This window comes from Haloferax gibbonsii ATCC 33959, from assembly GCF_000336775.1.
GTDB classification, from domain to species: Archaea; Halobacteriota; Halobacteria; order Halobacteriales; family Haloferacaceae; genus Haloferax; species Haloferax gibbonsii.
Genome location: NZ_AOLJ01000018.1, coordinates 131,200 through 145,349, shown reverse-complemented (window position 1 = coordinate 145,349; position 14,150 = coordinate 131,200). Strand labels below are relative to the sequence as shown.

At 43.5% G+C, this 14,150-nt stretch carries 10 protein-coding genes and 2 pseudogenes; 6 read left to right on the top strand and 6 right to left on the bottom strand.

Translation table 11 applies throughout. The annotated features are described in order from the left end of the window. Nucleotides 1-135: 135 nt before the first annotated feature. Complete coding sequence (locus C454_RS19925; RefSeq protein WP_229722461.1) at nucleotides 136-1,371, top strand: sulfatase-like hydrolase/transferase; 1,236 nt, start codon at nucleotides 136-138, stop codon at nucleotides 1,369-1,371. A 2-nt stretch (nucleotides 1,372-1,373) separates the two neighbouring features. On the opposite strand, the gene C454_RS11795 is transcribed toward C454_RS19925, so the two are convergent. Next, the gene (locus C454_RS11795; RefSeq protein WP_004975884.1) at nucleotides 1,374-1,844 is read right to left on the bottom strand and encodes a dTDP-4-dehydrorhamnose 3,5-epimerase family protein; all 471 of its coding nucleotides are present in this window, start codon (nucleotides 1,842-1,844) and stop codon (nucleotides 1,374-1,376) included. Between the two features lie 169 nt (nucleotides 1,845-2,013). Between C454_RS11795 and C454_RS11790 the strand changes: the two genes are divergently transcribed. The 4 genes and pseudogenes from C454_RS11790 to C454_RS19915 all read left to right on the top strand — a co-directional run bounded on the left by C454_RS11790 (nucleotide 2,014) and on the right by C454_RS19915 (nucleotide 6,627). Next, entirely contained in the window at nucleotides 2,014-3,438 is a 1,425-nt protein-coding gene (locus C454_RS11790; RefSeq protein WP_004975883.1) for an oligosaccharide flippase family protein, read from the top strand. A gap of 290 nt (nucleotides 3,439-3,728) precedes the next feature. Then, on the top strand, nucleotides 3,729-4,634 hold the full coding sequence (locus C454_RS11785; protein ID WP_160163084.1) for a glycosyltransferase family 4 protein: 906 nt from the start codon (nucleotides 3,729-3,731) through the stop codon (nucleotides 4,632-4,634). A gap of 91 nt (nucleotides 4,635-4,725) precedes the next feature. Further along, nucleotides 4,726-5,289, top strand: a pseudogene (locus C454_RS19920) (IS6 family transposase). Nucleotides 5,290-5,409: 120 nt separating this feature from the next. Further along, a complete protein-coding gene (locus tag C454_RS19915) occupies nucleotides 5,410-6,627 on the top strand; it encodes a sulfatase-like hydrolase/transferase (RefSeq protein WP_160163083.1) in 1,218 nt (405 codons plus the stop codon). Nucleotides 6,628-6,753: 126 nt separating this feature from the next. On the opposite strand, the pseudogene C454_RS11775 reads toward C454_RS19915, so the two are convergent. The 4 genes and pseudogenes from C454_RS11775 to C454_RS19905 all read right to left on the bottom strand — a co-directional run bounded on the left by C454_RS11775 (nucleotide 6,754) and on the right by C454_RS19905 (nucleotide 11,698). Continuing rightward, nucleotides 6,754-7,425 (bottom strand): annotated as a pseudogene (locus C454_RS11775) (IS6 family transposase). 60 nt (nucleotides 7,426-7,485) lie between these two features. Then, entirely contained in the window at nucleotides 7,486-9,465 is a 1,980-nt protein-coding gene (locus C454_RS20375) for a hypothetical protein (protein ID WP_204365852.1), read from the bottom strand. Nucleotides 9,466-9,593: 128 nt separating this feature from the next. Beyond that, complete coding sequence (locus tag C454_RS19910) at nucleotides 9,594-10,631, bottom strand: glycosyltransferase family 4 protein (RefSeq protein ID WP_160163082.1); 1,038 nt, start codon at nucleotides 10,629-10,631, stop codon at nucleotides 9,594-9,596. Nucleotides 10,632-10,774: 143 nt separating this feature from the next. After that, nucleotides 10,775-11,698: a glycosyltransferase family 2 protein gene (locus C454_RS19905; protein ID WP_081605227.1), complete on the bottom strand. Its 924-nt coding sequence runs from the start codon at nucleotides 11,696-11,698 to the stop codon at nucleotides 10,775-10,777. Between the two features lie 122 nt (nucleotides 11,699-11,820). Here C454_RS19905 and C454_RS19900 point away from each other — a divergent pair, with 122 nt between their 5' ends. After that, nucleotides 11,821-12,933 (top strand): glycosyltransferase family 4 protein, encoded by a 1,113-nt coding sequence (locus C454_RS19900; protein ID WP_081605226.1) that lies wholly within the window; start codon nucleotides 11,821-11,823, stop codon nucleotides 12,931-12,933. Here the strand turns inward: C454_RS19900 and C454_RS19895 are convergent. Next, nucleotides 12,919-14,133, bottom strand: coding sequence for a glycosyltransferase family 4 protein (locus tag C454_RS19895; RefSeq protein ID WP_081605225.1), 1,215 nt, complete (start codon nucleotides 14,131-14,133; stop codon nucleotides 12,919-12,921). The two genes, C454_RS19900 and C454_RS19895, sit on opposite strands and share 15 nt — an antisense overlap. Between the last annotated feature and the right edge of the window lie 17 nt (nucleotides 14,134-14,150).

The window sequence follows — 14,150 nt, the reverse complement described above, 5'->3', positions numbered from 1 at the left end:
TGTAGCAAAATCTTATAAATCTTCCCCAGAAACGGGCTCTCAATGATTAAAGAGATTGGGAGCGTTGGTCTCGAAAAAGTTCGACAGTTACGAAGTCGAATGGCGTACGAGTTGCGAGGCGGTGGCAGTTCTTCGATGGTTGACGTGGATGATAAAAAGAACATCCTCGTCATCACGATTGACTGTCTTCGGGATGATAGACTCTCAGTGTCTGGATACCATCGCAAAACAACTCCATTTCTGGACTCACTAACATCCTACACACCAGCAATTGCTGCAGCACCGTGGACATTCAGCTCTGTTCCCTCTATTCTTACAGGACTTCACCCACACAACCATGGTGCAGCATACCCAGATGACTCCTCCAGAAACCAGGACCTGAGTAATCCACCGAACGGTATTCAAGATGATGTTCCTACACTTGCAGAGTTGCTTGATTCGGTGGGATACGAAACTCGATTTATTACTGCGGTCGGCACCGCAGCAATCCCCATGGAGGGTCGGTTTAAATCTGTAAAACGACGCCATGATGCAGATGCTGAAGATGTTCTTTCAGACATTCAGCAATGGTGGAATACCACATCTGGCCCAAAGTTTGGCTATGCACAATTGGGAGATCTCCATGAGCCCTTACACGACCCCCCAACCGAGTATTTCGAGGAGATACCGGAGGTTGACGGGATCGACCGTTGGCGCTTCACTTCTGGAGATATTCAGAACGATGAATTCGAACGCTACCGTTCAGCAAGAGGACTACTGTACGATACGCTTCTTCGCTACGTCGACGAAGAGGTTGAGCGTGTTCTTGATGAACTAGCTGAACTTGAGGATACAATTCTTGTCGTGACAAGCGACCACGGCGAAGAGTTCTGGGAATACAAATCATTCGAAGAAGAACATTTCGAGGACTCTCGTGGAATTAGCGGTGTAGGTCATGGTCATGCGCTTGTCCCTCCAGTTCTCGAAGTTCCAATCATAACCAACCTTGAATCGATTTCTGGATCTACGACACGTCGGAGTTCAACAGACATCGTCCCGACAATTCTCTCGGAGATGGATGCCACGGTAAACGTTGAGTTTGACGGAGAACCGTTGCAAGAATCTTCAACTGGAGAGACTGCGTTACTTTCTCAAGAGATCGCCTACGGACCAAACCAAATTAGCGTTACTGAGGGGACTGAGCATCTCATCTATGTCCCAACAACAGATAGCTCGGTTCTCATTGACTTTGAAACTGGTGAGCAAATTGATGACCCAGAGATTAAATCTCGTCTGATGAACTACGTCCCACGAGAACGCGCTACCGGTTCGTCTGTTGAGCTATCTGACGACGTGCAAAAGCAGTTGTCTGATCTTGGATACGCTGAGTAGCGTCAGCCGTGGATTTCCGCGTTCCAGTCGTATGGGATGCGGTCGTCGTCATAAGGAATTCGCTCTTCGTCAGGGTCTTCGTAGTCGTAGAGGTTCGTCGGGTAGTTGATGAGCAACGACGGCTCGTCGCCGATGGCCTTGAATCCGTGCCAGCAGTCACCGGGAATGCGGATGACTTGCTGGTTGTGTTCGCCGATGACGAACGTGTCGAGTTCGCCCTGCGTGGGCGAGTCCTCGCGGTCGTCGTAGATGCCCACCGTGATTCGACCCTTCGGACAGACGAAGTGGTCGATCTGGCCCTCAAGATGGCGATGCCAAGCTCGCACGACTCCGGGGTACGTCATCGAGTAGTAGGACATCTCCGGGTCGATTTCGTATTCGTCCCAGTCGCTACGGAACACTTCGACCAAATGGCCGCGCTGGTCGGCGTTGACTTGGAGGTCGCGAACTTCGACGTCGTGGATGTGAGCCATTTATTTTCAGATCTTCCCTTGTAGTCTTATCTCTGGCGGCTGATGTTCGGCACATGAGACTGCAAAGCTTCTATGCGTGACGGAAATCTCGATCATCACTAATAAATTCCGGCACCTAATCAATTTGCTTATAACGTTGAAAGGTAAATCCAGAAAGAGATGAAGAAATATGAATTTATTACGTTCAAGTCTTAAGATATTCTCGGGAAGTATTACTGGGTCAGCGCTACAATTCCTTGGAATTGCTTATTTCGCTCGAGTTCTAGGCCCGTCTTCAATGGGTGTGTTTTTTCTTTTTCAGGCTTTACTCGGGATGGTCGCGATTCCTGCTGACTTTGGTCTCCGTGGTGCAGTTGAAAAACGAATTAGTGAAGGTGAGTCACAAGGTAGGTATTTATCAAGCGCAATTCTTCTGAAGATACCCCCAGTTATGATCATTGTAGCTGGTATATTTGTATTTCGACCATGGATTAACAATTATCTTGGTGCTGAAGTTGCTGCTCTCCTTGCAATCGCTCTTATCCTCCAGGAAGCATCACAACTTACTATTGTTGTGTTAAAAGGTGAGCTTCGAGTCGGTGAAACAGCGGTTCTAGAAGTAGTACGTCAGGCAACTTGGTTGGGTGTCGGTGGAATGCTAGTCTCTCAAGGACTCGGGGCGCGAGCATTAATTTATGGATTATTAGCGGGGTTATTTTTAGTATTTTCTTGGGGATGTTTTAAAATCTCTGTCATACCTCAATACCCCTCCCGTGGTCATGCTAGCTCGCTGTTTAATTATGGTAAATACAATGCTATTTCGTCAGTAGGCGGGTATTTTTACAGTTGGATGGATGTAGCAATCATTGGGCTATTCCTCACACAAGCGCATGTCGGTGCTTATGAAGTTGCATGGCGGATTACAACCGTTGTGATCCTTCTGAGTCGTTCGATCGCAACTGCAGTTTTCCCTCAGTTTAGTGAATGGAGTGGTGAAGGTGCGAAGAACCGAATTAAGGATGTTATCCCACAAGTTCTCACTCCATCACTAATATTGGTGATCCCTTCATTTTTTGGAACTGTGTTGTTCTCGAAGGAGATTCTAGGTCTAGTCTTCGGAGTTGAATATGAGATAGCATGGCTCGCACTCATTATCTTAATGTTTGACCAAGTTACGGAAGCCGCACAAGTTGTCTTTGGGAGGTCACTCCAGGCGCTTGATAGACCAGACCTCGCAGCTCGTGCGACCGCATTTGGTGTGATTCTAAACCTCATCCTAAATATAATATTAGTTTCAAGCTTTGGAATTACTGGTGCTGCTATTGCAACTATGGTGGCCTCCCTTTTTAGTGGTCTAATACTTCACTTTCTGTATTTGTCAAAAATCATCTCGATAAAGATACCCTACGCGGAATTACTTTGGTGCGTTCTCGCTGCACTGTGCATGACATTTTTATTGGTTCCAATCCGATGGTTGGTTACTGTGAATTCAATTATTGAACTCCTGGTGGTTATTGCTCTTGGAACAGTTCTTTATATGGCGACTATTCTACTATCTCCGTCACTCCGATCGTCAATTTTCAAACATTATAATAATGTCGTTGGGGAGAATTGATGAAGATCAATTTTGTATTACCTGGGATAGGATTATCTGGTGGCAATAGAGTCGTCTTCGAATACGCAAACAGACTTACCAGCCGCGGGCACACAGTAACGATATTATATCCCACAGTCCCGTCAGCTATGTCTGAAACGTGGACGTCAGTACGTGCACGAATAAACCAGGCGTCCAAAACACTTCGACGGTGGTTAACGCCCAATGGCGTTGATTGGTTCGATATTGAGGCTGATGTACGGCAAATTCCGACATTATCCCCCGATATAATTAGATTTTTCCAACATAGAGTGCCAGATGCAGATATAACGATCGCGACGGCATGGCAAACGGCCTATACTGTCGCTGCCTTTGATGATTGTAAGGGCACAAAAATGCATTTTATTCAGCATTACGAGATATGGGATACCTGGAATAGCGACCAAACGTGGGAGGTCGTATCTTCGTTGACAGATGATGCATCATCTTATCCGATTGAGATGTACGAAGTTACGCCCCTAAATTCAAAGGCAAAAAAACAAAAAGAGTTAGTAGATCGTTCTTATCAACTCCCGCTAAGGAAGATAACGATATCCTCTTGGCTAGAAGAACTAATAGAAACAAAATTTGATCAGAACACAGCGGGAGTTATTACTAATAGCGTGAATCATTCGTTGTTTTATCCAGATAGTACTGGCGAAAGCTCAAAAACATCTATACTAATCCCATCAAGAAATATTCCTTGGAAAGGCGAGAGGGAGGCAAAAGAACTCATACAGGCCATTGGGGACTCGTATGACGTTGAAATTCACACGTATGGTGAAAAAATGAAAAATGAATCCTATTCGGAGCATGTTAACCAGCATCCAAACATTTCAGATGATGAGTTGCGGCATCTATACTCTAATTCGGATATCTTTGTGATTCCAAGTTGGGTTGAGGGTTGTCAACTGCCACCTTTGGAAGCGATGGCTTGTAAATGTGCGGTTGTAGCTACAAACGTCGGTGGAGTACCAGACTATGCTGAAGATGGAGTAACTGCATCTGTAGTCCCTCCTCGAGACAGTAGTGCGTTGATTAATGCAGTCTCTGAGTTAATAGAAAATGAGGAACAACGGAAAAGACTACAACAAGAGGGGCACAAAAAAGTGAAGAGCTACACGTGGGAGGACGCGACAGATGAGTTCGAACAAACACTAAAAAGAAACCTGACCTGACCTATACAACCCCCATGATGGGTCTATTCCAATAGTGGGACTCTCTAGTTACGCCGGTTTGAGAAGCGAGCTGGTCGTTGAGTTAATTGGAATGACGCTCGCAGACCTGCCCAGCGAGTGCTTTGGGGTGGATTTATTAGAAACTCGGTGTGAGCGGACGCGACACCCGTCATGGTGTTCGCCGTCCAGCCCCACGCAACCGGCTGTTCACTTAGAGAAACAAAACAGATTCTTCGCTTTCTCGGCGTTGAATGCTCTCATCAAACTCTGTTTGGAACTGGGTACGGCGGGGCTGACAGCGGCCTGCAACCTGCCTGAAGCGAAGCCGAAGCAGGTTGCAGGTCGATGGACTGCTGTCAAAACCATGGCGAGTGGTCTTGGTTGTACGCCGCAATGGGCTTTGAGACAAAATTGATTCTCGATATCGAGTTGTTTGGACAACATTAGGTTTGAGCGCCCGGCTTAACTACGTTGAGCGAAATCTCATCGAAAGGTGTTTCATACTCTCAAAATGGGGGTCGACCACTTCCATGATTTGTGGATGGGCAGTCACGGAAGTATCTGCGAATAGCTCATACAATTTGCGCAATACTATTATATCTACCGACCACATCAATCGCGTGATGGACAAACACCAGTTGAGGACACTAACTAGACCGAACCAATATAAAGATCTATCAAAAAACCCATGCGGAGAGTACTCTCTCCATCGTTGACGGATTCCAACAGATCAATATAGACAGAATTTATTAGACGTGCAGAATACTACATGGCTATGACTAGAGATGATATCGTTCTTATTACAGTAGATTGCTGGCGCCCGGATACATTAACACGGATGGACTCAGTACAGTCATCAACATTATCTCAAGACTTTGCGATTGCACAGGGGGCAGCGACTAATGGTGTTTTCCCTGCCATCTTTGCAAGTCAATACTATCCAGAAGTGTATGATGAGACTGGTGCAGTTAAAGGCAGTTGCCGCACACTCCCGTCCGTGCTAAGTGAACTAGGATATAATACAGGAGGATTTGTTGCATCTAATCCCTACCTCTCGAAGTGGAGAGATGAGTTTGATACCTTCTGGAATGATGGATTGTCTCCTACAGATGAGTTTAAGAGCGGAAATATAGTTGAGAATATAGTTCGGTTGTTTAGCATGAAAAGTCGGGTCCCTGCTCCAGATCTCCTAAACAGAGCGGGAACTTGGTGGAGAAATTCAGACTCTCCACGGTTCTTGTGGTTGCATTTTATGGATCTTCATTCTCCATACTTACCAGGTTTGAAGCGTGTCCTTCAAACAGGACCTATTAAAAGCTTACAAACGCTAAATCATGAGTGGTCTGATTCGCGTAAACCAGATGAAAAATACCAAGATTCGTACAAAGATCTATATTACCACTGTGTTGACTACTTTGACAACTTTTTGGAAAGTTTATTTGATTTTATTCCAAATGATGCGCATACAATTATGACGGGAGATCATGGTGAAGGGTTTGATCATGATGTCTGGGGACATGCTCAGCTCTATGATGAAGTGGTAAAGGTTCCATTTCTGTATCGTGGACCCACTAGAAGTGATCAGAAAAAGCTGATTCGACATGTAGATATTCCGATCATGTTTTTGGACGCAATCGATTCTGAACCACCAACACAGTGGAGAGGTTCGTTTGAGGACGATGAGCCGTTTATTATTAATCACGCTCCACGGATAGGTGAAACATATGTCGGATATAGAAACGAACGGTGGAAGTTCATCCGCCGGTATGGTTCTCATGGTAAATACGAAACGGAGTTATATGATCTCAAAGAGGATCCAGATGAGGTCGTTAATATATCTAACTCAGATCTGATTGAGGAGTTGGACGCGGCCGTAAATTCATTTATCTCGTCCGATTCGATAGATCAAGAAAGAATTGGTGAGCATTTGGTAGGGTTTAATCAAGATAATAGCGTCACGTCACGTCTTCAAGATTTGGGGTACGTTGAGTAGTATCGCATGGTTTCCTCAATTGGTTACTGCATTTGTGTTTGAAACTAACACAGAATCAGTTACTTTCAAAATAGATTTCTTTAACGACCTTCAGTTATAATATCCATCTGGGTTCGATGGTACTGTCTAGTTAACCTCCTGAGCTGGCGTTCGACCGTTGAGCGATTGATGCGGTCATTAAAAATCATAATATTGAACAAACTCTGCAAGTCATTGGTGGACGCTCAACCGACTGCCTACCCATGAATTGTGGAAACGGTCGACTCTCGTTTTGAACGTGTGAAACCACTTCGCAATTAGGTTTCGGTCTGTGTAGTCGACTCGGTCGTTCAGCCTTAATCGAGAGAAAGCAGTCCGATATCCGAAGGCATCTGCCAGAAACACTATCTCTGAACAGTCGTGTTTCTCACAGACTCCGTGAGAGATGCAGCGGCCGGATTAGTTCCATGACACTTGAACAGTACGACGTCGAGAATCACTTTTGTGTCGGGGTCTATTGCAGCGTACAGCCAAGACCGCTCGCAATTGATTTGACAGCAATCTCGTCGACCGCGACCCGCCTCGGCTGCGCCTTCGGCGGGTCTGAGACGCTGTCAGCCAGTCGGTGTACCTACTGAAAGATTGCCTGGAACGAACGTTCTACGCCGAGGAGCCGGAGAATCGCTTCTGTCTCTGAGCGAAAGACCGACAGCATTGGAGTCGGACGGTGAACGCCCTAACGGGTGTCGCCGCCCGCTCCCGCTGCCACCATTCAAGCGCAGTGTCTAAACTCTCTGTGAGCCGGTCTGAGAGTAGCATAGGAAACTAGCTCTTCGACCTGTTCATGCCTTAACTAGAGGTGCCGGTTCAACCTTTCATTCAATTTGATATCGAATTGTTATACCTGTTCTGTAGTACTCCCACACCTCCTGATGCGTATATTTTGTCACTTTTTAGTTTGAGACTGTCCAAATATTCTTGAGAAATGACAAATCTGCTAAATAGTTTTGTGTTTGATTCTCTGTACGACACACGGTAATCTGACCAACTGTTTCGATATACGAGCGAACCTGACGCAAATGACACATTGCTTTCACTAACATTTATTCCACTATAGTCAAAGTCGTCTTGACGAAAGTGGTTCATTGTAACGCCAGTGAGCCAATCAGTATGAACATTTGAGTCAGCAACAAATTCTGTCGTGGCCTCTATTTGGCTGTACTCTGTAGCACTAAATTGGGACTGTGATTGAACTGGTCCCATCAAGGTAACAGTACTACTTGCCAGTGGTGCTGCCACAATTAGACAGACAATCAGTAGTGTGCCGGGAATGCGCAGCGAGCGACTCTTCGAACGGCTGAGTTGAATAAGCCCGAACAGGCCACATCCTATAAAAAATATTAGTGAAAGTATGAGAACCAGCCTTAATCGATCGATCGATTTGAGTGAAAGAGGTGTTGGAAGGATAAATGGGGATATAATGATTCCAGTCAGTATATATGGGAGGGAATCGGAAAAATCCCTGTATTTTATTAATAATACAACTCCCGATAGTGTTAATATGCTAACGAGTACAACAAAATAGACAAACGGAGGATAGACCGTTGTTGCGACAATACCTGATGAGAGTGTTGCTGAACCTACTTCTGTTAGGGCGCTACCTGCGGAACCACCATCAGAAAAGAATAATGACGCACCGCCAATCCCGAGTAGTAGGAAAGCGTAGTCAGATAGTGGAAACAAAAACCCTGACCCGGTAGTTGTCCACCTTGACAGCCCCATAATCAATAGCAAGGCTGCGTAACCCCATCCTAGAACTGTAGCACTTCGGTAGGTAGCTGCTGACCAAGCTGTAAGCAGATCTGTGATGAGGAGGAACGCTAAAAGAACGAGACTAACAAGAACACCAAGGTGGTGAATGTACATCACAGAGAGCAAAATGGCTACTAGCATAGAGCCAAATAGCTTAGACTGTATTTGGGAGTTAGACTGAAGAGCCAATTCTTTCTGGATTCTCGCAGCAGTAAAGAATAGTAGTATTAAAATTACAGCATATGCCTGGGGGAAGTGATAGTTTGCATACCAATAGAACTGTCGGATAGATAAAAACGCAAGCGCAACTGAAATTCCAAATAGTCGGTTTTGAGATAATCTAGTTTCTAATACATATGCAAGTAAAACACCAATACCATAAATAGTGGAACCCGTTAGTTGAAGAGCTGAATATCCAGTCACGCCCAGAATATGACCGACAGATGCCATCTCGAAGAAGTAACCAGGATACTGCTGATATAACACTAAATAAGGCCCTGTTGTTCCTGTTTGCATGACTCTCTGAATGTTTGGTGTATGAACCAGGAGATCTCCATTCCCGAAGAAGTATCCTGTGCTTAGGAATCGTGAAAGGGGGTTCACGATAAAGAAGAATACAATTTGTAGGAGAGACCAACTGATAGAGTTACCATTTCTAATCTGGAGAACAATAAGGAAGGAACTGAGTGGAAGTAATGTAAGTAAAAGAACGTCGCGAGAAACTCCAACTGTACTTCCAACAACAATCCCTGAGAGGAGTATGCCAGTAAGTTTTGGAAGTCTACTTGAGCTATTTTCTTCAAAGGTGTCAATAGATATCGGGCTTTGCATTGAATAGCCTATTGAGAATATGAGTCCAACCAATAACCCGATAACGGTATATGAGCCATTGATTGCCAAGTTTGGTGAACTGCGACCAATAATGTATAGACTGATTGTTCCAATAACAAATATTAAAAAAACAAATGAAAGAAAAATACCTATACGTCGATTCCAGATTCTCCGCCATATGAAATCATCGACTGTTTTAGTCCAGTTTCGTTTCATAGAATCATTATCCGAATATTGTTGTCAGCAATTTGTCCCACTGTATATATAAATGAATGGGGTTCCCACATTTGTACATTCCACTTGGATTGACACGCCTGCCACACACTCACAAAAAGTCTGACTCATTATAAATCATCCAGAGATTCAAGTAGTAAGCTAGATAATTTTTTCCAGGTATACACCTCTCGGACTTTTTTGCGACCGTTTTTACTAATTTTCTGAAGCTGCTTCTCTTCAAGAGAAAGAATTGTTTCATAAAACTGGTCAAGATTCCTAATGAATACTTCATTACCATCACTCAATTCGAATCCTCTCGATCCAAATGGGGTAGTAACGGTTGGTACAGAGTTTGATAGATATTCAATCAGCTTAATATTAGATCCTGCCCCCTCTGTAATTGGGTTCAAAGCTATATCCCCTGCCGTATACAGTTCATCAATATCCTCAACAAATCCAGCCAATGTCAGATTCGAATGCTGTTCATCAAAGTGACTACAGACATTTCCTGCAACTAAAAAATGAAGAGGGTCGTTTTCATTTTTAGCCTTTTCCGAAAGTTGAATTATGAATTCAACCGCGCTAATATTCGGTCCGTAATCACTTCCAACAAAAACTACTAGACGATCATCCGAGTCAATTCCATAGTAATCTCGAAAGCGCTCAGTACCCTTCTGAATAAAATCACTATGTACATTTTCACTTGATGTTCCATTAGGTATTACGATGATTGGAGATGAAGGTGAGAAAAGTTCGTTGTAACGTTGCTTGTCTGCTTCAGACACACAAATAATTGCATCACAATTTTCAACCGCATCTCGCTCATTTTTCACAAGTCTCTCAAAGAAGTATTCATCCACAGACGAATCTGAGACGTCTCTCCATCGATCTATCTCGACATTGTGGCTTGAATATATTACAGGAGAGTCGCTAGTCAAATGGCTGATAGCTGATGAGAGATGTGGCCCCTCGGCAAGTATTATGTCTGACCATTTAATCAATGATTTTAATTCTGGAGCCTGATAAAACAGAAGAACCTGTTTAGCCAATGTTCCTGGAACATCGAATAAAGTTGCAGGGATACTCGGCAAGTCATATATCGGGTTTAGTGGGCGTATCTCTGTATACCTCTTATTGATATCCAATTCTCGCGTGACCCCCGACATTGAGTGGTTACTCAATAGGCCACCAACGCAGTATCGAATTGTTTGATGGTTTTCCTGCTGGAATGCGAGAGTCAAGCCGTGTGAGCGGTGTTCACCACCTTGTTCGGGTGGGTAGATCGTTGTTTGTGTGAGTTGTAATAAGTTCATTTTGGATACGGTCCGCGACCTTCTGAATTTTTAACTCCATCCGTTACTCCGAGAAACAATGGCGCGGCTGATTTAAACTCCCTGTTGTACAGTCTTCGCGTGATACCATATAGTATACTGACTAGATAATAAAGCCAAAACGCGGAACTCACTTTATCAGAGTATTTTCTAGCTAAGAGGATTCTATTTCGAAAGTTGTAGTACGTTGGTAGAGGACTAAGATCTCCATCTGAACTAGCAGACCCAATATGTGTGATTTTGGTGTTTGTTGAGGTATATAATTCATAACCTGCTTCTTTCACCTCTGTACAGAATTCCACATCCTCAAAGTACATGAAATATTCTTCTGGCAAAAGACCAACATCCTCAAAAACTTCAGATCTGATCAAAGAAGCACACATTGGAATGTATTGATTTGGAAGAAGGTCCGGTAAGGAATTAATTGCTCTATCAGGTCGGGAATGGTCAACACGACACAGGTCCCAGTCAACTACACCCTGTAAGAACCAAAGATCTGCCGAGTCTGTTTGAATTGTTGGTGATAATATTCCAATATTTGAATCTGATTCAAGTAATGGTATTAGGTTTTTTAGTGTATTTCTTGGGAGGTGGACGTCATTATTCAGCAACCATATATAGTCGGCTGAATCACTGATTGCAGTTTGAATACCGAAATTCATACCCCCGGCAAAACCCTGATTACTGTCAGAATATTTAATGGTTACATTCTCAAACTCACGTTCTAGACGTTCTCCTGAGTTATCCGTTGATGAATTATCGACGAGAATGACATCTAGATTCGAATAATTCTGTCCCAGCAAGGATTCTAAGCATCGGCGAGTATCTTCATAGTTATTCCAGTTTAATACCACCGCGACAACATGAGGGGCAGTTATCCTTGAGTTCATGTCTGTAGTCATTGTAGTAGCCTAATAAAGAAACAGGCAGCAATATAATCAACGATATTTGAGTAACTAAACCCACTCAGTATAACGGTTTTCAAAATAGAGGCTAATGTCCGGAAGCCTCTTTATAGTAGACAATGACTGCAATAGGTATGCATGTGTTGTTGATACACCTATCTGGTACGCCGCTATATGCAGCTGAAATCGCAAATTCACTACTCAAATTGGGAAATGAAGTTGATGCATTAGTAGCTGAGCGAAACGTTGACGAGAACTACTTTAACGAGGATATTAGTATCTCAACTGTAGGAATATCTTCTAACAAAGAAACATTATTAAGAAGTCTGAGTCCATTAACGTATTATAGATTATTAAAAGAAATTAAGACTATTGACCCCGACGTGATTCACATCACGCAGGGTTTCTTTTGGCTAAATCCTGTTCTTCCGTTTTTGACATCCTATTCACTAGTTTTCACAGACCATGAACCAGAAGAAACAAACGATGTTACATTTTATGATCGCACTCAGCTGTACACTTGGTCAAAACACCATATGCGATCAGTGGCCGACTCCATCATTGTGCACGGTGAATATCTAAAGTCTGTACTAATGTCAAAAAAGATTCCTGAGGATAAAATCAAGGCTCTTGACCATGGGACATACCGATATTATAGACAATTTGACAGTAGACAGGATAAAGACAAAAATGAATTAAATATTTTGTTCTTTGGACTCATTGCAGACTATAAGGGAATTGATGTCTTTGGGGAAGCAATCCCAGCTATCATGGAGAATTGTCCACGAGCTACCGTAACAATCGCTGGAGGTGGTGACATTGAAAAATACCTCTCAGATGAGGTCGTTTCTTTAGACTCTGTTAGAATCTACGACGAATTTATCCCAGACAACCAAGTCGGACAGTTATTCCGTCAAGCTGATGTTGTGGTTTTGCCTTATAAGAGTGGATCTCAGAGTGGGGTTTTAACAATTGCTTACGAGTACAGAACTCCTGTTGTTGTGACAGATGTAGGAGGGCTCCCAGAAGTAGTAGATAACGGTGAGACAGGATATGTGGTTCCGCCAAATGATTCCGATGCACTAGCAAGTTCAATACTAGATGTGATTAAATACCCAGAGAAAAAACAACAAATGGAGCGGAAAATCAACGAAAAGGTAGAATCAGAGCTTTCATGGGACATTATTTGCGAAGAATTGGTGGAACACTATAATTCATTATTGCGAGGTTGATTTATACATAGATAAGTACTTCTCTGAAACAGACTCCCAACTGAATTTTTCTACTGCGAATGACCTGCTGACACTTCCCATTTCTTCTCGGAGGTCTGGATCATCAATTAACACCTGTAATTTCTCTGCGAGCTGTTCGCTATTATCTGGTTCAATAAGAAAGCCGTTTTCCCCATCGACTACCTGTTCAGGTATTCCAGAGACATTAGTGGCGATAATAGGAGACTCGGATGACATGGCCTCTGTGATCACCATTCCCCAACCCTCTTCATGTGAGGGTAACGCAAACAATTCGCAGTTAGCGTATAGCGCCTTTAATTCCTCTAACTCAATGAAACCTGGAAAGTGAACAGTTACATCTTGCGCTTCTGCTTGCTCCTTCAACTGAGCTGAGAAGTCCTCTTCGATATTTGGGTTCCCAGCGATGACAATGCTGAACTGATTGACGTTATATTTCTGATCAAGGATTGAAACAGCGTCAAGTAGAACGTCCGGTCCTTTGCGAGGTGTAAGAGTCCCAACAAAGAGGGCAAATGGTGATTCAATCCCAAATCGGTCATTCAAATCAACAAGGTCAGAATTCTCTGGAGAGTATTCTGAAATATCAACGCCATTGGGGATCGTTTCAATTTGCTCTAGAGGAAGCTGAGCTGCTAATCGTTTATTTAACACACTTGAGGCGGCGGTTCGTCTCATAAGATGAAGATCTGGCGAAAACATTGCAAGAGCTCGTGAAATGAGTCCTTGTTTAGAGAGTCCGAATCTAACATCTTCCTCACCAACGTGTGCTGTATAAACTATCTTATCTCGAAGTTGTGGACAAATATGAACAAGGATATTTGCTGTGAATGGAACGTGGAAATGAATTACATCATAATCTGTTCTCCCAAAGTGGCTTCTGAGTTTTAGAGCAAGTTCAAACCGATCCGCCACTAATTTTGAAACGCCAATTGCGCTTTTTATTTGGTTATATGGAATCTCTTCACCCTCAGTATCTGATCCAATGGAAAGAGAGAACCTTTTAAATTTAACTCCTTCTCTTTGTTCATTCTTGGGAAGACCCGACCACTTCCGTTCAATTACAGTAACGTCATGACCAAGCTGAGACTGCGTAGTCGCTAAGTTGTAGATGACTTTTGCGACAGACCCTTTCTCTGGACTAACACGGTAGTGTTCATCGTAAACATGTGCGATTTTCATACATTAACACCACTCGT

Coding starts and splice junctions, on each gene's coding strand:
- C454_RS19925 (WP_229722461.1), top strand. CDS start 136: ATGGTTGACGTGGATGATAAAAAGAACATCCTCGTCATCACGATTGAC.
- C454_RS11795 (WP_004975884.1), bottom strand. CDS start 1,844: ATGGCTCACATCCACGACGTCGAAGTTCGCGACCTCCAAGTCAACGCC.
- C454_RS11790 (WP_004975883.1), top strand. CDS start 2,014: ATGAATTTATTACGTTCAAGTCTTAAGATATTCTCGGGAAGTATTACT.
- C454_RS19915 (WP_160163083.1), top strand. CDS start 5,410: ATGACTAGAGATGATATCGTTCTTATTACAGTAGATTGCTGGCGCCCG.
- C454_RS20375 (WP_204365852.1), bottom strand. CDS start 9,465: ATGAAACGAAACTGGACTAAAACAGTCGATGATTTCATATGGCGGAGA.
- C454_RS19910 (WP_160163082.1), bottom strand. CDS start 10,631: ATGTCGGGGGTCACGCGAGAATTGGATATCAATAAGAGGTATACAGAG.
- C454_RS19905 (WP_081605227.1), bottom strand. CDS start 11,698: ATGACTACAGACATGAACTCAAGGATAACTGCCCCTCATGTTGTCGCG.
- C454_RS19900 (WP_081605226.1), top strand. CDS start 11,821: ATGACTGCAATAGGTATGCATGTGTTGTTGATACACCTATCTGGTACG.
- C454_RS19895 (WP_081605225.1), bottom strand. CDS start 14,133: ATGAAAATCGCACATGTTTACGATGAACACTACCGTGTTAGTCCAGAG.